Here is an 18098-nt window from a genome sequence, read left to right as displayed (position 1 = left end):
GCGAGAAGAATTACACAGTAATTCGACGAAGCAATCCAGTTAAAAATTCTGATTTACAGAATTTTTTATTATTTTGTCTGGATTGCTACGTCGCTTCGCTCCTTGCAATGACAATAATTATCCCCTACTTGCATTACTTCTAGCCACAGTATTACTATGTTTGCTTTGAATTTTTGGTGCTTCGCTTTTACTTTTAGTTATAAAGCTTTCTAAATCTTGTTTAGTAAATTTAAACTTAGCAATATTTTCATCAAAGGTTTTAGTTTTATCAAATAGTACATCTTTATTTTTATCTATTCCAAGTACTTCAATAAAACCATTTTTTATTTTACTTGAAGCAGCTGGATCGTTTAAGGTATGCAGCAAAGCTTTCAATGAGTTTGTATCGGTTGTTAGTGTATTATTACGACTAGTTGCAGCAATAATTACATATTCTTTAAGCTTTTCATTTAATTCTTTTTCGTTTAATGCTCCGGTTTTACAAAATGATAATAACATTTTTGCTTTATCATCATGATTTTCAATAACTCCTTCTTACCATTTAGAAGTATTATTTTCTTTTGACGGAATAAACATTTCTAATAATTTGGTTCCAAAAGTTTTATGTAGATTTTTATTATCATAAACTTCATAAACATTTAGTAGAAATTTTTGATGGTCAAATGTTTTATCTGCTTCTTTGCCAAGGTCATGATTATTCAAATGTTCTCTAGTTTGACAATATCCTTTAATATGCAAATAATCAGAATATTTTTGTGCATCTTTGAAATCCAAAGTATCTATTCCGGCAGTATCTAAAACAATAGTGTTTAAAGCATTTTCACGTAACTGCTCATTAGTTTCTCTTAGAGTTTCGGTATATTTAAATTTTCCTCCTACTTTTGCAAGAGTCTTAAATAATACATCAGCTAAAAACTTTACGATATCACTTGGGCTTTCAAATTTTTTTGCACTATATATAGCAATATTTGCATCAGCTTCCATACCTGTGCCAAAAGCCATAGCTAGAGTTCTACCTTGCTTTTTAGCTAAGGTAATTTCCTCCATATTATCAGTTACTTCTTTTGTATCAAATTCCGGTTCATTGTCTTTAAAATATTTGGTCGGTATATTATCTCTATATCCACCGTCGACATATTTTTTACTGTCAATTTCTACCGGCTTAAACAAGGGGTATAGAAGCAGAAGCACGGCAAGCTAAAGCAATTTCAATATTTGGTGTATCAAACTCTTGAAAATAGTTAGTGCACTTGTCTCTTGCTGCATTGCTGTAATTACTCAATCCTTATACTGCACTGGATCGTATTTTCGCAGTAACGCTATATCCTTAAAATATATTTTACCGTCTTTGTGGTTGTATCGTTCTCTTAATTCATCAAGAGCTTTATCATCTTTAACATTTACTATATCTGATCTCTGTAAAAAATTTCCTATATTTTCTTTAATAACAATTTCTAATAGATCATATAAAGGTTTACCGTCTTTATTTAACTGTACTATACCCGCAGAAAATCCTTTTTTCCCAAGCAAAGTTTGCAGATTTGTATTTTTAGAAATTTCTTCAAATCGCTCAGGCGGTGTTCCAAGAGCTACCACTGCAGTTATAGCACCGGCAGAAGAACACCCTGCTACCGCCTTGACATTATCTAAAATACCGGCTTTTTTGCTGCCTCATAAGCTCCGGGATATATTGCTACCTTAGCTCCACCTCCACTAAAGGCTATATATTCGATAGGAGTTTCTTGAGCCTGTTTAATATCCTCTAAATTCATAATTTTAGTTAATTAAGTTATCTTCTACAAACTTCCAGTTAATCATATGCTTAATAAATATGTCAACATAATCAGGTCGTTTGTTACGATAATCAATATAATAAGCATGTTCCCATACATCACATGCCAGAAGCGGCTTCATACCGTTTGCTATAGGTGTGCCGGCATTAGCAGTTTTTATAACTTGTAGCCTATTATCGTGATATACCAGCCATGCCCAGCCGCTACCGAACTGCCCCACTGCTTCTTGCTTAAACTGCGCGCAAAATCCTTTAAAACTACCGAAATCTTTATTAATTTGTTCTAATATTTTACCACTTGGCTTACCTCCGCCCTGCGGCTTTATTGAATGCCAAAAAAAGGTATGATTCCATATTTGGGCTGCGTTATTAAAAATAGCTGCATTTGAGTTTTGAGATGACCAGTCTATTATTTCTTCTAAATCTTTTTTTTGTAATTCTTCTTTATCTTTGAGTAAGTTATTTAGATTTTGTACATAAGCATTATGATGTTTACCATGATGATAATCAAAAGTCTCAGGAGTAAAATGTGGTTTAAAACTCTCTTTGTCATAAGGTAAATCAGGTAAGATAAAAGGATATGAGGTTTGATTAGATTTGTTGCAATAGGTCATGTTATTTTCTCCTAGATAGGGTTTTAGGTTTGTTGTTGTTGCTGGGTATACGAAGCTCAACTCTAAAAAGAGCAAGGAGTTCACAAGACGAGGAGCGGAGCGTATAATAATCGGTGAGCACCCTCGTTCTTGTAGAACGACGTAGCCAATTTTTAAAGTTCATCGAGTAGACAGCAATTTATAAAAATCGGAAGCTAGATAAAGCGATCCGGTTATTATAATATTTGCTTTATTATCACCGTTTATCTTCTTTATATCACTAATCGCTTCTTCGAGTGAATCGCTTTCGCTAAAATCAATACCGCTCTTTCTGCCTTCCAAATTTATTGTTTCTGCACTATGGCTTAGCGGTTCGGATAAAACTTTAACACCGTAACCTTTAATTGTCAAACCCTTAAAGTAGGAGCAAAACTCCTCGATATTCCTATTTTTAGTCATACCGAGTATTAAATATATCGGTGATTTTAAGTTATCACGAATCCAATTTGTCAAAACTTGAGCCCCACTATTATTATGAGCTGTGTCTACCCAAATTTGAACATTATCACCTATTAATCTAGAATATTTTGTCGGTTCTATTTTTTCGATTCTAGCCCGCCAAATAGTATTTTTCAGTCCTTTAGAGATAATTTCGTTGCTAATATTAAATTGTTTATTTATCAAACTTATTAAAGCAATAACGCTTGCAGCATTTATTAATTGATGATCACCAAGTAGGGAAGGAGTTGGAAATTCATAACTAAAATTTCGTGATGAATAAATAAACCCATTCTCCGCCTTTTTAATACCGAAATCATATTCATAACAAAAAGTAGGTACATCTAGCTCTTCGGCTTTTGCAAATAATGTTTCATAAACTTCTAAAGCTTGTATACTTATAACGCAAGGAACGCAAGATTTCATAATACCGGATTTCTCAACTGCTATTAGGGGTAATGTTGACCCAAGTACATTCATATGATCATATGAAATAGGTGTAATTAAAGTAATTAACGGTCGTTCTACTATATTTGTTGCGTCTAACCGACCGCCTAGTCCTGTCTCTAAAATTAATATATCGGCTCTTGTTTTCTCAAATGCTACAAATGCTGCTGCCGTAGTACCTTCAAAGAAGCTAGGTTCGATATTAAATTTTTCGCTTGCTACCCTTACCCCCTCACAAACCTGCCATAATTCATTATCCGAGATTTTCTCACCTGCTACTACGATTCGTTCATTAAATTCGAATAAATGAGGAGATGTATAGCAATGTACCTTATAACCTGCAAGCGTAAAGATGCTTTTAAGCATAGCACTGCTTGAACCTTTACCGTTTGTACCTGCTATATGTATGACGGGAGGAAGCCTTAAATGAGGGTTACCTAAGGCTTTTAAAAGTCTTGCTATATTTTCAAGATTATATTTAATATTATTTTTCCAGGTCGGCACCGGAAAATGCGGCATTAGCATTGTTATTGATTTTTTGCATGAATAATAGAGTTATATATCAACACTCGATATCATTCCCGCGGAAGCGGGAATCCAGTAAAACCTACTATGTCACCCAGTGGCTTGACCACGGGGTACACAGAAAAAAATTAATAAAGACTGGATACCGTGATCAAGTCGCGGTATGACACTAAATGTTCCTGGATTCCCGCTTCCGCGGGAATGATATCAAAATTTTTAGGCAATACAGAAGTTCATCGAGTTTTTGGTTTTACTACGTTGGTAAGTCCGATTAATAAGCCTGATTTAATTATTCCGGGTATTATAAAAAATAGTACACCACTATAAAATGCTTCTTTTAATCCTAAAAACTTGGATAACCATAACCAGCCTAAACCCATAATAATCATATTACCGATTAAGCATAAAGTAATTTGGTTTAACAATTTATTAGAAGTAAAAATTTTATCTTTTAAGCTAGCCATAATATATACGGCAACTATGAAACCTGCTAGATATCCACCGGTAATACCTAATAATATTGGTAACCCGCTAGAAAATTGACCAAATATCGGCACACCTGCAGCTCCTAGCGTTACAAAAGATAATACTGCTAGAGTACCGCTGACCTTATTATAAGTAAGCCCGATAAATAGCACTGCAACAGTTTGTAATGTTATGGGAACAGGCTTAAACGGTATTACTATTTGTGAACAAATAGTAAGTAATGCTACTCCTAAAACTATTTTTATTGCTTGCCTTTTGGTTAACGGTAACGAGATTGAATTAAGTTGCATAAAATTACTTCATAATTTATTTTTAAGTAATTACACTAAATAGAATTATATAATGTTCTTGTCAATAATATAAAAATGAAAATAAAAATTTATAATGATTTAGGAGTTTCAAAAGAAAGTATTAAGCATTGCGTGCATACCTTAAAACTTTATGCTCCAAAGTATAAGGTAGATTATATTACTGCACAAGAAATTATAGAGGAAAAGTGTTTTCAAAACACCTTATTACTTATTTTACTCGGTGGAAGAGATTTATACTATGTACAAAAATTGCAAGGCAAAGGAAATGATAATATAAAAAATTATTTAAAAAATGGCGGTAATTTTCTTGGAATATGTGCGGGTAGTTATTATAGCGGCAATTATTTAGCATTTGCTAAAGGAACAAATATAGAGATTATAGGTGAAAGAAAATTAAGGATTTTCAATGGAACGGTTAGAGGGCCATTACTTGCTCCTTACTACTATAATTCAAATAGAGGAGCAAGAGCCGCTTACCTAAAAATAAATCCAACACTTAATTTAAATATTAAGGATTGTTATGCTTTTTATAATGGTGGTGGATATTTTGTTGATGCAAAAAATACTAAAGATACTGAAATAATAGCAAGTTATGAAGATAATAAACCTGCAATAATAAAATGTACCTACGGCGATGGAACAGCTATTTTAAGTGGAGTTCATCTTGAACATGAGCCTGCACTCATAAAAAATCAATCTCTTAATAATATTCGTAAAATACTAAAAGCTCATGATACGGAAAGAACTAAATTATTAAATTATATATTCAAAAATCTAAATCTGTATAATAGCTCGGAGGGGTAAAGCCTGGTATTCTATCTTGTAATAATAACCTAAAAGTCGGTCTTGATTTAATTAGTGAATACCAATGTTTGATAAGCGTCCATTTATCCCAATAAATCTCACCGAAATAATCAAGTACCGATAAGTGACAGCTTGCGGCAATATCGGTAATAGTTAGTGAATCCGATACGAGATAACTTCTTTTTTCGAGTAAAGAAGTTATATATTCTAAGTGATAATTTAAATTATTTTTTGCAGCACGTAAAAACTCGGTTCGTGGGCTGCTCATTTTAGCAATTGATCTTATAACTTTTTCATCGATAATAATCTTAGTAACTTCACGATAAAATTTATCGTTAAACCAAAAGAATAATCGTCTAATTTCGCAACAAATATCAATATCTTCATCTAAAAAATTAAAATTCGGATATTTACTATTAAGATATTCAACAAAAGGATAAATGCCTACCACAAATAAGCCGTATGATTCTTCTAAAATAGGCAATGTTCCAGCAGGATTTATTTTTAAGAAACCTTTATTGAATTGCCAATAATCTTCTTTAATCGTAGTAAATTCTATATCTAATTCTTTTAAGAAGACACGAGCTTGTCTTGAAAGAGGACAAATAGGATTATAATATAACTTTTTCATTAATATTTGTGTCATAGTAAGTTCTAGGTCATTCCATGGTCTTGCCCTATGGTGTACGAACATTTCGTATGTCATTCCTGCTTTCGCAGCAATGACATACGGACCACGGATATGACAATAAGGTCTATAAGCCGGATTCTGTATGAATAGAAATTCATTGCAGTTATTTATCTAGGATAAACGTTACCGTTTACCTCAAGCGATCTACCCGCATTACAAGCCGGCTAGAGATAACCCGGGAACTTGATAAGTTCTGTAACGCCTATTTGATCTTGCTCTTGGTGGGGTTTACCATGCGTAATTTGTTACCAACTTACCGGTACGCTCTTACCGTACCTTTTCACCCTTACCGAGTACTTACGTACAATTCAGCGGTATATTTTCTGTGGTACTTTCCCTAAAGTAATAATACTCTGCCGGAGGTTAACCGGCACCATACCTCTATAGAGTCCGGACTTTCCTCGTGATCTATAGCTTTGCTATATCATCACGCAACTGCACGACCGTTTAGAATTATGGTCAATTTTCTTAAATTAGTCAATAACATCTAGAAGAAGTTCAATGCACTTATTAGGTTCTGTGAAAGTTTCTAATTGATTTGCTATTTTGAGATATTTTTTAGCAAAAATTAATAAGATTTTTTTGAAAATTTGACTTTTGTACACAGAATATAATTAAATTAATAAGTATAATAACAAATTTAAAAATTCAACTATTTTATTAAAGATATTCTTAAATTTAACATTGCTACTATTTTTTTCATACTGTATAAATATGTATTTAATGCTTCTAAACACATAAATTTTTAGCAAATTTTGATATATGATATGAAAAAATTAATTTATTATTTTGGCAGTAATGGTAGTGACGGAAACGCTAGCATGAAGAATGTACTTGGTAACAAAGGTGCCGGTCTTGCTGAAATGTCTAATCTAAAACTCCCTATTCCTGATGGTTTTACAATAACTACGGAGCTATGTAATTACTTTTATACCCATAATAATAACTTGCCTAAAAATTTTCAAAACGACTTAAAAAAAGCTATCACTAAACTTGAAATAACTACCGGTAAAATTTTCGGCAGCACAAGCAATCCCCTATTATTATCGGTGCGTTCAGGTTCTATGATTTCAATGCCTGGAATGATGGATACTATCCTTAATCTTGGAATGAATAACGAAGTGTGTAATGCTCTTGCGGATTCCTGTGGTGATAAACGGTTTGCTCTTGATAGTTACAAAAGATTTCTAGAAATGTATGGTTCAACGGTATTATCTATACCTAGTGATCTATTTGAACAAATTTATGAAAAGCACAAGATTCAAGCTGATATTCATAAAGATAGTGATATTACCGTAGAATTATTAGAAAAAATTATTGAGGATTTCAAACGGTTGCATATTAAGTATACTAAGCAACTAATTAATGATCCTTATGAACAATTAGAATCGGCAATTAAAGCGGTGCTACATTCTTGGATGAGTAATAGAGCGGTTATATATAGAAAAATTAATAATATTTCGGATGGTTTCGGTACGGCTATTAATATCCAAGCAATGGTTTTCGGTAATTTAGGTAAAACTTCAGCTACGGGAGTTGCTTTTACTAGATCACCTTCTACAGGAGAAAAAAAGCTCTTTGGAGAGTTTTTAATAAATGCTCAAGGTGAAGACATAGTATCGGGAACTAGAACACCTATGCCTATTATTGCAAATGATTCAAATTCTATGCAAGCAATAATGCCGGAAGTGTTTAAGGAATTATCACAAATTGCGAAAAAGCTTGAAGAACATTACTTAGATGTGCAGGATATAGAATTTACTATAGAAAATAATAAGCTATATATCTTACAAACACGTACTGCAAAAAGAACAGCCATCGCTGCTATTAATATTGCCGTACAAATGGTAGAAGAAAAGCTTATTTCTAAAGAACAAGCCTTAATGCGAATCGATCCAGAATCATTAAATCAATTATTGCATACAAGCATTGATTACAGTAAGGGGCTTACTTCTATTGCCGACGGGCTTCCTGCGTCTCCGGGTGCTGCAACGGGTATTGCAGTATTCTCGCCTTATGATGCTGAAAAATTATCTCATCATCATAAAGTAATTTTAGTACGTCATGATACCAGTCCCGAAGATATTAACGGAATGCATGTTTCTTCAGGTATTTTAACTATTAGAGGCGGAATGACTTCACATGCTGCAGTTGTGGCAAGAGGTATGGGGAAGCCTTGTGTTTGTGGTACAAGTAATTTATCTATAGATGAGAAAAAACAAATATTAACAGCAGGTGACATAGTTATTAAGCAAGGTGATATTATCACGATTGACGGAGGTAGTGGTAAAATCTTCTTAGGTGAAATGCCGTTAATTCAACCTACTTTCAGTGAGGAATCCAAGTTAATTTTAGATTGGGCAGACGAGATTAGTAGCGTAAAAGTTCGTGCAAATGCCGAAACGGTTAACGATGCTTTAGTATCTGTAAAATTGGGGGCTCAAGGTATAGGTTTGTGTCGTAGCGAACATATGTTTTTTGATAAAAATAAAATTCCTTTAGTAAGGGAAATGATTATTGCTCCTGATATAGAATGTAGAAAGCTTGCCGTGCAGAAATTATTACCTCTGCAAACTGAGGATTTTAAAGCTTTATTCAGAGTAATGAAAGATAAACCGGTAAATATTAGATTACTTGATCCGCCGTTACATGAGTTTTTACCTACTACTGAAGAAGATAAAAAGAATTTGGCAAACAGCTTAAATCTACCTTTATCTATGATTAATCAACGTCTTCATGCTATGCATGAAGTAAATCCTATGCTCGGTCACCGTGGATGTAGACTTGGTATATGTTCACCGGAAATTTACCAAATGCAAATTGAAGCAATTTTTACGGCTATTTTTGAGCTACATAAAAAAGAACATATAGAATGTAACTTAGAACTAATGATTCCTTTAATTAGCAATGTAGGTGAAATAAAAAAGCTTAAAATGGATATTTATGAGGTAATAGAGGAATTAGAGCAACGTTATAGATATAAATTTTCTTTTACGCTCGGTACTATGATAGAACTACCAAGGGCAGCACTGGATAGTAAGAAAATAGCCAAGGAAGTTGACTATTTTAGTTTTGGTACTAATGATTTAACTCAGACTACATATGGAATTTCTAGAGATGATATTGCCTCTTTTCTTCCATGTTATTTAGAAGAAAAGATTTTTGAATCCGATCCATTTACTACTCTAGATGAAGAAGGAGTAGGAGAATTAATTGAAATTGCTATAAAACGAGGGAAAAGCAGTAATGCTAATTTGAAACTCGGAGCTTGCGGGGAACATGCAGGAAACCCTGCTTCTATAGAATTTTTTCATAGAATGAATTTAAACTATGTTTCTTGCTCTCCATACCGTATCCCTATAGCAAGAATCGCCGCAGCACAAGCTAAGATTAAACACGGGTGATAAAGGCTTCGCCCTCGTTGGCTCAATTTCCACTCTGTGTCATCCCGTGGCTTGATCACGTGATGACAGAGTGGGTTTTATAGCTCCTCACAATGACCAAAAAATTATTTACAAATTAATATGATTATAATACCGATATTAAGCATTTTTGGGTTTTCGTCTTTTTTTGCTAAATATTTCAAAACAAAATTGACCTTCACTATTCCCGTAACAATCAGCATATTAGTACCGATTTTGTATTGCTTTGCTATGTTAAAGCTATTACCGGCTACAACACATGTAAGTTATTTCATCGGTATATTTTTAGCTTTCATGTCATCCTCACCCTTTATGTCATTCCTGCGAAAGCAGGAATCTAGAAAAAATATAATTGAAATCATCATATTCGCTTTAATAATCTTCATATTTTTTCTGTATACAAGGGCAGCATCGTTGCATGCTTATGATGATTTCTCGCACTGGGGGATATTTACTAAGGAATTGCTATATTTCGGTGTTTTTGAAAGTCAAAACTCGTTCACTTCTATTATTACTACTCATGCACATTATCCTAGAGGTGCTGCCGTTTATCATTACTTTATGCTTTCACTTTCAGGTTATTCGGACGGTAACGTATTATTTGCTCATTTCTTATTACATTTATCATTTCTAGCTCCTTTAGCCGCAAATAAGAAGCTCTGGCAAACCGGAATGTTGTTTTCACTTTTACTTTGCAGCGTAGTATTATATACGACAGGAATTCGCTCTATATATAATGATAGTACTATTGGCTTAATGTTCGGAGCTATTTTTACGATTTATATCCTTGAGGAAGACAAGAAAAAAGCATTATTACTTATTTTACCTATTACGATATTGCTTGCACTTTTTCGAGAAATTGGAACATGGTTTGCAAGTTTTGCTTCGATAATTCTTATAGCTCATTATACAATTTTTTATAAAAAACTAAAAAATCAAGTGATTACATTATATATCTAATTCTACTTACCTTACCAATTTTGTGTAATTTTATTTGGATGAGTTATTTTCAAAATACTCATGATTTTTTTGACAGAGGCGAACATAGTTTTAGCAATTTGATATATATTGCTGAAAATTTTAATGAACAGCATAGAGCATTATTACTAAATTACGGTAAATTTCTCTTGTTATTCTTAGTAAAAGAAGGCAGTTTAGTTGTATATACTATTTGTATAGCTGCATGGTACGGAATTCATAAATATAAACCGGATTTGCTGCAAGAATATAAATTTTTCCTGATAAGTACGTTTGGATGTTTTATAATTTTTGCTTTATGGCGATTATATTTATATTTCTTTAACTTTAGTTATGAAGAGGCAATTAGAGGAGCATCGTTACTTAGATATCTTGGATGTTATGTGATAGCTATCGGAATGGTTGCAGCTTCATATATTCAAAATAGTATTTTCTTAAATAAGCAAAGTAATAAAGAATTATTTATATTCCTTCTGCTTCTTGTTATTTCTACATTTTCCGTAGTAAAAAATATACTAAGAATCAAACACTTAAATGTAGAACAAAAGAATTTTATTCAAAAAACGACAGAGATTAAAAAGCTATTGGAACAAGGCAATAAAATAGAATTTAATTTTGGCGGTAAGAAAGATAATTTACAATGTTATATATTAAATTATAATCTAGCACCGTATTTAGGGAAAAAATCTTTACAAGAATGTATAAAAGCTCCTAAAGAAGCAACGATAGAGATAAAGGAAGAAGCAGTATACGCTCCCTTTAAATAGCTTTTGGAGATTTGTTGTATAGCTCCTATGTCATTCCCGCGAAAGCGGGAATGACATAAACAAGGTCAAAGCCACGCAAGAATGACATAAAACCAATATAGATTTTAACAATTATGGATATAAAATATAATTTAGCTGCCGCTTACCGGATAATGGCATATTTATCGCTGGATGATCATACTTATACGCATCTATCCGCAAGACCTAAAAATGCCAATTTTTACTATATTTATCCTTTTGGACTAAGGTTTGAAGAAGTAACTACGGAGAATCTTTTAAAAGTTAGTTTAGACGGAAAAATTTTAGAAGGGGAAGAATATCAATATAATAAAACCGGTTACTTTATTCATGGTAGTATTTATAAAGTACGTCCTGATATTTCTGCCGTTTTTCATTATCATACTCCAGCAAGTATAGCAGTTTCTGCTTTAAAATGCGGGCTTTTACCGCTCAGTCAATGGGCATTACATTTTTATGACAGAATATCATATCATGATTATAATTCTCTAGTGCTAGATACTGACAAGCAAAGTAGTAGACTCGTTAATGACCTTAAGCAAAATTATGTGATGTTACTTCGTAATCATGGTGCTATTACCTGCGGCAACACTATTCATGAAGCTATGTTTTATACTTACCATTTAGAACAAGCTTGTAAAACACAATGTTTGCTAAATTCTACAAAAGAACAAGAGATTATAATCCCTTCCGTAGAAATATGTAAGCAGACGGTAAAAGACTTATTATCGTTTGAAGAAGATTTAGGCAAACGTGACTGGGAAGCTTGGCTAAGGCTTGTAAAGATATGATTTTTGTTTTACTGTCATTTTTGTAATTTAGCCATACTTCCATTAGAACACTGAAAATATCAACCTATCAATTCTAAAGAATAAGGCGGGTCTTCATACCCTATTGTTACCATTCCGCTATGTTCATATACTTTTTGCACTAAGTAGTGATAATGTCCACTTATTTACAGGTAATGTATAAATTTGACCATGATACATGACTAAAGCAGGCCAAAGAGGGTTTTAAGAAACTACGGGAGGATTTGGTACAGTTAATTTACATATTTTACCTTCAAGATTATAATTAATTCCTAGATACGCATTATCTTTTGCCTCCATCTTATCGCCGTTAGGACTGCTAAGAACAAATTTAAAATCAAAAGACCATCTAGGGATTATTTTATCAAGAAGAGAAAGTGATCTATATTCTATAATTGTTATTGGATAATGTTTATTTAATCTAAATTTTATATGGGTTGTTATTGTTTCTTCACGTATTTCATCGTAACATTTATTATGTTCGTTCCTGATTTCAGTAATTTTATAAGCTGTATGATTATTTGAATAAATTGTAGTAGTAGTTATTAAAGTAGTGGTAACTTTACTAGTATTGACATTATACTAACATTTTTATTGTTACTGGTATCAATAAATTCATGAATTTTTTCACCAAAATCAGACACTTTTGCAATAACGCGTTTTCCTATATACTTTATAGTTCCTCTATGCCCATAATACACTATTTTATCTTATAATGTTAAATGAATTTTAAAAATATCAAGCAAATCCGCTCTAAGACATGGACGGTAAGCTTCTAAAACTGTATCATTTATAATATACAGTATCATTAGAAATATTTGTTGCATTAGATTTACATATACTAGCAAATTGCTTGGTTTTGTTTAAAAGATTTTGAGAGTATTTTGGATTAATTTGTAAAAATTCACTAAGATCAAAGTTTTCATTATTTTGACCATGCATGAGTTGTTTACATGTTTCACTGCCTAAATTTTTTCCCACCGCTATATATAATTTTACCTTATCTATATTTCGTTTATCACCAAAACTATTATAACAAAGATATGCTAGCGGTAGTGCGGCATCGGCAATTCCAAATACTAAAGCCTTTTGTAAATCTTTTGTTACCCATATCTATCCATATATTATTGTTCCTGTTACACCTTCTCTAGATTTTATTGATTCTGTATTATGTATGATTTTCAATGAGTAATTATATAAATTACAAGGTGTTTTAAGTATTCCAGCCTCTTGATCTATATAACATTCTTCCGGATATTGATTAGATATATTTAGTTGTTGTTGATACATAAAATATTTTCTTCATATCTATTAATAAAAAATAAAATTGTAAATAAATTATACTTTTTATTAACAGTCAAGAAAGTTTTATTATTTTAAAAATTAATTAATGACTACAACTACTACCGTGAATATGTGGAGGATGGAGTTTTATATGCTTTAGCATCTTTTTAAGGAGCATATCACGCTTAAGTTTTGATAAATAATCTAAGAAAGTTTTGCCGTTTAAATAATCTATTTCATGTTGAATTACAGTAGCTAAAAAGCCTTCTGCTTCTAGTTCTTGTTTATTACCGTCATAATCGAAATATTTTACCTTGATTACTTTTGATCGTGTAATAGAGGCCTCAATGCCTGGAAATGATAAAGAACCCTCAATAAAAGTTTGTTTTGCTTCCGAAAAATAAGTTATTTCAGGATTAATCAAAACTATAGGCGATGATTTATTATTTTCATGTAGGTCAACTACCGCTATACGCTTTAATATTCCTACCATATTAGCACCGAGTCCCACTGCCCTTTCTATATGTAAAGTCTGAAGCATTTTATCGACAATAGTACGAATATTATCATCAACAATGTCTATATATTCTGCTTGTTTTTTAAAAATATCGTTTGGTGCATAAACTATTTGATAGTAATGTTTCCCTTGATTCATTAATATACTACGGATAAATAAGAATTATTTTGGCATTGCTAAATAAAGATAGATATCGTCATTGCGAGGAGCGAAGCAACGTGATAATCCAGAAAAATAATTAAAAAATTCTGATTTACAGAATTTTTTTCTTCCTTGCTTCGTCGAAATTTGCAGTTTCTGCTTGCAATGACGGAGTGGTATCCACGTAGCTTATGTCCGCTGGCAATGATGTAGCTTTTTCAAACCATCAATATTTATTTAACAATACTGTTATTTAATTACGATAGCTGATAATATATTCTGATTGTAAGGTTCTTGCAAATGATATGAGCGTCTTTTACTTGGATATTTTAATGGATTTGTGTAAGTATTTTCAGCAATATTTTTTATATCTTTAACGCCTGCTTCTTTAAGTTTTAACTCTACAAAAGCCGGTAAATCAAACATATAATGATTTTCTTTTATCGAGTTTATAAAAAACTGTTTATTGTTAATATCTTTACTTAAGAAAGTTTTACAATATTCATCATCAACTTCATATGAACTTTGAGCTATAGCAGGACCGATCACTGCTATTAAATTCTTTGCTCCTTTTTCTGTCATTTTAGTAACTATATTACTAATAATATTGTTTATGCTTCCTTTCCAACCTGCGTGTGCCGCTCCTATTATTTTACCATCGCCGCTTGCAAGTAGTACCGGTACACAATCTGCCGATTGTACAGCTAATACTAAATTTTTTTTAGTTGTAATGCTGCCGTCTGCTTCAGGTACGGCAATTATGGACTTATCAGCATTAACAATTTGATTGCTATGTACTTGGTTTAAAATTAAAATATCTTGTGCTTTAAAATAAGTAGTAATAGATTTTTTATTTTCAACTATTTCTGCTTCATTTATAGAGTTATTTTTTTTAATATATCTATGACTAGAATTATTGAATGTTTTATCAAAAATTTTATAATAAACTGATTTGTTGATTAATCTTTCCATGAAACTACCATATATTAATTATAATAGTTTTATTAATACTTTATCCAAACGTTTACAAAAAAATAAACAGTTGGAAAAAATAATAGCACAATTTCACCAAGACTATAACCTAATTCCTATTATAGGCGTAGAAATAGAGTTTTATTTAAGTCACAATATTGATATAGCTAAATTTGAAATACTTTCAAGCAAATACTTAGCTAGATTCAAAATTGCTAAAATAAAAAAAGAAAAAGGCAATAACCAATTTGAAATAGATCTCCCTCCTTCTGTAAACTTAATACAATATATAAAAAATATATTAGAGGTTAAAAATATTTTAAAAAAAATTGCACAGCAGTTAAAAGGATATATAGATTTTTCTCCTAAGCCATTTTTGGATGATTATGGTAATAGTATGCATTTTCATATTAATTTTAATCCTGAGTTCAATGATTATTATATAATTTTAGCAGCACAAGGGCTATGTCACTATATGCTAGATACACTACTCGCTTTTATGCCTACTACTCTAGATTATTTACGAATAAATAAACAATTTATGGCTCCTACTCATATATCGTACGGTGGAAATAATAGAAGCGTAGCAGTACGAACTCCTCATTCTTTTCCCAAACGTTTAGAGCATCGCTTATCTTCTCCCGAAACCGATCAATATATAGCAATTTTTACTATTTTAAAGTCAATATTGTTGGCTTTAAAATCTCCAAGTTCGCTCCAAAAAATAGAAAAAATTTACGGGAACGCTTTCGATCCGCAATATAATTTAACTCCATTACCGGCGTCAGCTCAAGAGAGCTTTATGTTATTTAAACCGGACTTTTTTAAATAAATTGTACTTTGTTCATAAAACCTAAAACTAAAAACAATTGTTTTTTACAACTAAAATAAAGATTGATATAAAGTTTTAAATATAAAACTGCCGAAATTGTTTCAATTAATTATTTTATTTTTATAGAACTAAATACTTATGAAGTGTTTTAAGCCGCACTTCACTCTATATTTTCATAATTTTTCATTAGATAATTAAATTCCGCACCATAGATAAATATCATATTTATAATATAGAAGAATATTAATGTAACTATTATACTACCAAGGGAACCATACATTAGATTTAGTTGATTATAGTAGACTATATATGTTGAAAGTAAATAGCCGCTTATTACCCATAATATCACAGTTAATAAAGCCCCTGGAAATACATCAATAAAATTTAGTTTTACATTAGGTAATATATAATACAAAGATGAGGCACCTAAAAATAATAAAATTAAAATTAAAGAATATCTTGTAAAATTTAAAATGATCTTATATTTTTCAATGGTCTCTAATATTATCGGAATTTTTGTAAATAATATTGGAATCACCACTAAAAGAAACATAGTAAAAGTAATCAAGGCACTAATTATAAGAAACTGTATAATACTAAGTAATCTTCTTCTTATATAAGGTGGGGGAGATTTTATTTGATATACACGATTTAAAATAGTCCTTAAACATTCTACAAAAGAAGAAGCAGTCCAAATACTGCCTACTATGGCAAGATTCATTAAACTTTGAGGAGGAGCACTTAGTAATTCTCGTATTCTCTTTTCTATTGATTCTGTTGCTTGTTCCGGAAGACTCTCTAGAAAAATTTGTATAAAATTTTGACCAAGTTCTGAAGCTCCTAAAAAGCTTGTTAAAGCTAATAAGAATACTAGGAAAGGGAAAATAGATAAAAGTATCATGAATGACATATATCCCGAATGTTCAACGCCATCATCTTCTATTATTCTAAATAAGGCTACGTAAAGACAATTAAAAATTTTTCTCATTATAAGCTTTAGTTGTTATTATTAATTTTATATTTAACCTTAAATAAGTTCGCTGTAAATAATTAATTTATAATTAAAATGAAACTATATTTTATCTTTAATTTGAAATATTGATATAGAAATGAAATTTTTTCTTGCATTAGTTTTATATTTTTCCTATAATGCACCAAAATTTATTTTTGTATAAATTGTAATTTATACCTCAGTAAATAAGTTTTTAAAACATAAGATATTCATATTGTATCTTTAAAATAATTGTAAAGCTCTTATGCTATTTTTATTTGATAAGAAATAATTTTGCACGATTCTTTAATAATGATTTACCAAATGATTACAAAAAACTTCAAAATATTATTTTATAGTTGCTTATAATATTAATTTATGGTATTATTTCTACTTACAATTGGATAAGCTTAATAGTATAAAATTATTGATAACCACATATTTTATAATAATATATGATAATATCATTTTTGTTTAAAGAAAATTTTTAAATATAGATATAATTAGTAACCAAGGAGAAAGTAATGGGTAGAAAAAACGATATTATACAAAAAATTGATAGTTTTATCGGTAAGAAAATTTATTCTTTAAGACTTGCTAAGGGGTTATCTCGTCAACAACTTGCTGAAGTAATTGATGTTACTCATCAACAATTACAAAAATACGAAAAAGCAATTAATAGAATTTCTGTAGGAAGGCTAGTACTAATAGCAGAAGCTTTAGATAGGAATATTGATTATTTCTTTGAAGGTTTAGAAGAAGCTAATAAACCGCAGCCTGTACATACTCAACATCAACGTATGTGCATTGAAGTTTCAAGAAATTTTATGAAAATTAATAGCACGGAAGAACAACAAGCCGTTAATAATCTAGTAAAATGTTTAGCCGGAAAAGATAAGCTAAAAGCTAGCTCATAAAATATTTAATGTTCCTATGGGGGATACAAAATCCCTTGCCTTTAGGTGAAGGGAAGATATAATGAAGTTACTTTGGTAACGAATTTATAAAGAGATATAAGAAGTTAAGAAAAAATAGCCATAGCCAGTATGATTTGAAAGTACACATAGGGCACAAGCTTCGACCAAATAGTCCATATAATTATTTCTTAGCTAAAAGCAGCTTTATGGAGCTATCTCAATGTCATTCCCGCGAAAGTAGGAATCTAGCAAAAGTATAACCATCATTGATAAAATAACCATATAAAAAACATGCTTCCTGCG

At 31.2% G+C, this 18098-nt stretch carries 13 protein-coding genes, 1 other RNA gene and 2 pseudogenes; 6 read left to right on the top strand and 10 right to left on the bottom strand.

What is annotated here, in order from left to right; genetic code table 11:
* Nucleotides 1–117: 117 nt before the first annotated feature.
* The 4 genes and pseudogenes from A452_RS12965 to A452_RS0103195 form a co-directional block, all read right to left on the bottom strand.
* Nucleotides 118–1757, bottom strand: a pseudogene (locus A452_RS12965) (patatin-like phospholipase family protein); the annotation flags it as partial.
* A gap of 19 nt (nucleotides 1758–1776) precedes the next feature.
* The gene (locus A452_RS0103205; RefSeq protein ID WP_014412717.1) at nucleotides 1777–2406 is read right to left on the bottom strand and encodes a superoxide dismutase; all 630 of its coding nucleotides are present in this window, start codon (nucleotides 2404–2406) and stop codon (nucleotides 1777–1779) included.
* A 159-nt stretch (nucleotides 2407–2565) separates the two neighbouring features.
* A complete protein-coding gene (locus A452_RS0103200) occupies nucleotides 2566–3855 on the bottom strand; it encodes a folylpolyglutamate synthase/dihydrofolate synthase family protein (RefSeq protein WP_014412718.1) in 1290 nt (429 codons plus the stop codon).
* Nucleotides 3856–4088: 233 nt separating this feature from the next.
* Entirely contained in the window at nucleotides 4089–4631 is a 543-nt protein-coding gene (locus A452_RS0103195) for a biotin transporter BioY (protein ID WP_014412719.1), read from the bottom strand.
* Nucleotides 4632–4706: 75 nt separating this feature from the next.
* Here A452_RS0103195 and A452_RS0103190 point away from each other — a divergent pair, with 75 nt between their 5' ends.
* A complete protein-coding gene (locus tag A452_RS0103190; protein WP_014412720.1) occupies nucleotides 4707–5456 on the top strand; it encodes a BPL-N domain-containing protein in 750 nt (249 codons plus the stop codon).
* Here the strand turns inward: A452_RS0103190 and A452_RS0103185 are convergent.
* Together A452_RS0103185 and rnpB are read right to left on the bottom strand one after the other, a co-directional pair.
* Complete coding sequence (locus A452_RS0103185; protein ID WP_014412721.1) at nucleotides 5419–6087, bottom strand: glutathione S-transferase family protein; 669 nt, start codon at nucleotides 6085–6087, stop codon at nucleotides 5419–5421. The genes A452_RS0103190 and A452_RS0103185 overlap by 38 nt on opposite strands.
* 111 nt (nucleotides 6088–6198) lie before the next feature.
* Nucleotides 6199–6598, bottom strand: an RNA gene (gene rnpB, locus A452_RS09030) — RNase P RNA component class A.
* A 316-nt stretch (nucleotides 6599–6914) separates the two neighbouring features.
* On the opposite strand from rnpB, the gene ppdK reads away from it, so the two are divergent.
* Nucleotides 6915–9551, top strand: a complete 2637-nt coding sequence (gene ppdK, locus A452_RS0103180; RefSeq protein ID WP_014412722.1) for a pyruvate, phosphate dikinase — start codon at nucleotides 6915–6917, stop codon at nucleotides 9549–9551.
* A 104-nt stretch (nucleotides 9552–9655) separates the two neighbouring features.
* Here the strand turns inward: ppdK and A452_RS12785 are convergent, their stop codons facing one another.
* Entirely contained in the window at nucleotides 9656–9772 is a 117-nt protein-coding gene (locus A452_RS12785) for a hypothetical protein (RefSeq protein ID WP_020372895.1), read from the bottom strand.
* 28 nt (nucleotides 9773–9800) lie between these two features.
* Between A452_RS12785 and A452_RS08215 the strand changes: the two are divergent.
* Together A452_RS08215 and A452_RS0103170 are read left to right on the top strand one after the other, a co-directional pair.
* Nucleotides 9801–11314: pseudogene (locus tag A452_RS08215) on the top strand (hypothetical protein).
* A 113-nt stretch (nucleotides 11315–11427) separates the two neighbouring features.
* Complete coding sequence (locus A452_RS0103170; RefSeq protein WP_014412724.1) at nucleotides 11428–12123, top strand: class II aldolase/adducin family protein; 696 nt, start codon at nucleotides 11428–11430, stop codon at nucleotides 12121–12123.
* A gap of 1405 nt (nucleotides 12124–13528) precedes the next feature.
* Here the strand turns inward: A452_RS0103170 and def are convergent.
* Both def and pgeF read right to left on the bottom strand, forming a co-directional pair.
* A complete protein-coding gene (gene def, locus A452_RS0103150) occupies nucleotides 13529–14080 on the bottom strand; it encodes a peptide deformylase (RefSeq protein ID WP_014412727.1) in 552 nt (183 codons plus the stop codon).
* 252 nt (nucleotides 14081–14332) lie between these two features.
* Nucleotides 14333–15055, bottom strand: coding sequence for a peptidoglycan editing factor PgeF (gene pgeF / locus A452_RS0103145; protein WP_014412728.1), 723 nt, complete (start codon nucleotides 15053–15055; stop codon nucleotides 14333–14335).
* Here pgeF and A452_RS0103140 point away from each other — a divergent pair.
* On the top strand, nucleotides 15054–15887 hold the full coding sequence (locus A452_RS0103140) for a type I glutamate--ammonia ligase (protein ID WP_014412729.1): 834 nt from the start codon (nucleotides 15054–15056) through the stop codon (nucleotides 15885–15887). The two genes, pgeF and A452_RS0103140, sit on opposite strands and share 2 nt — an antisense overlap.
* A 160-nt stretch (nucleotides 15888–16047) precedes the next feature.
* Here A452_RS0103140 and A452_RS0103135 read toward each other — a convergent pair whose 3' ends face one another.
* Nucleotides 16048–16875: a YihY/virulence factor BrkB family protein gene (locus A452_RS0103135; protein WP_014412730.1), complete on the bottom strand. Its 828-nt coding sequence runs from the start codon at nucleotides 16873–16875 to the stop codon at nucleotides 16048–16050.
* A gap of 527 nt (nucleotides 16876–17402) precedes the next feature.
* Here A452_RS0103135 and A452_RS0103130 point away from each other — a divergent pair.
* Nucleotides 17403–17795, top strand: a complete 393-nt coding sequence (locus tag A452_RS0103130) for a helix-turn-helix domain-containing protein (RefSeq protein ID WP_014412731.1) — start codon at nucleotides 17403–17405, stop codon at nucleotides 17793–17795.
* Nucleotides 17796–18098: the final 303 nt, after the last annotated feature.

This window comes from Rickettsia australis str. Phillips, assembly GCF_000273745.1.
Lineage (GTDB): Bacteria > Pseudomonadota > Alphaproteobacteria > Rickettsiales > Rickettsiaceae > Rickettsia > Rickettsia australis.
This window is presented reverse-complemented; position numbering and strand designations above follow the sequence as displayed.

Coding starts and splice junctions, on each gene's coding strand:
- ppdK (WP_014412722.1), top strand. CDS start 6,915: ATGAAAAAATTAATTTATTATTTTGGCAGTAATGGTAGTGACGGAAAC.
- A452_RS0103195 (WP_014412719.1), bottom strand. CDS start 4,631: ATGCAACTTAATTCAATCTCGTTACCGTTAACCAAAAGGCAAGCAATA.
- def (WP_014412727.1), bottom strand. CDS start 14,080: ATGAATCAAGGGAAACATTACTATCAAATAGTTTATGCACCAAACGAT.
- A452_RS0103205 (WP_014412717.1), bottom strand. CDS start 2,406: ATGACCTATTGCAACAAATCTAATCAAACCTCATATCCTTTTATCTTA.
- A452_RS0103170 (WP_014412724.1), top strand. CDS start 11,428: ATGGATATAAAATATAATTTAGCTGCCGCTTACCGGATAATGGCATAT.
- A452_RS0103135 (WP_014412730.1), bottom strand. CDS start 16,875: ATGAGAAAAATTTTTAATTGTCTTTACGTAGCCTTATTTAGAATAATA.
- A452_RS0103190 (WP_014412720.1), top strand. CDS start 4,707: ATGAAAATAAAAATTTATAATGATTTAGGAGTTTCAAAAGAAAGTATT.
- pgeF (WP_014412728.1), bottom strand. CDS start 15,055: ATGGAAAGATTAATCAACAAATCAGTTTATTATAAAATTTTTGATAAA.
- A452_RS0103130 (WP_014412731.1), top strand. CDS start 17,403: ATGGGTAGAAAAAACGATATTATACAAAAAATTGATAGTTTTATCGGT.
- A452_RS0103185 (WP_014412721.1), bottom strand. CDS start 6,087: ATGAAAAAGTTATATTATAATCCTATTTGTCCTCTTTCAAGACAAGCT.
- A452_RS0103140 (WP_014412729.1), top strand. CDS start 15,054: ATGAAACTACCATATATTAATTATAATAGTTTTATTAATACTTTATCC.
- A452_RS12785 (WP_020372895.1), bottom strand. CDS start 9,772: ATGCTGATTGTTACGGGAATAGTGAAGGTCAATTTTGTTTTGAAATAT.
- A452_RS0103200 (WP_014412718.1), bottom strand. CDS start 3,855: ATGCTAATGCCGCATTTTCCGGTGCCGACCTGGAAAAATAATATTAAA.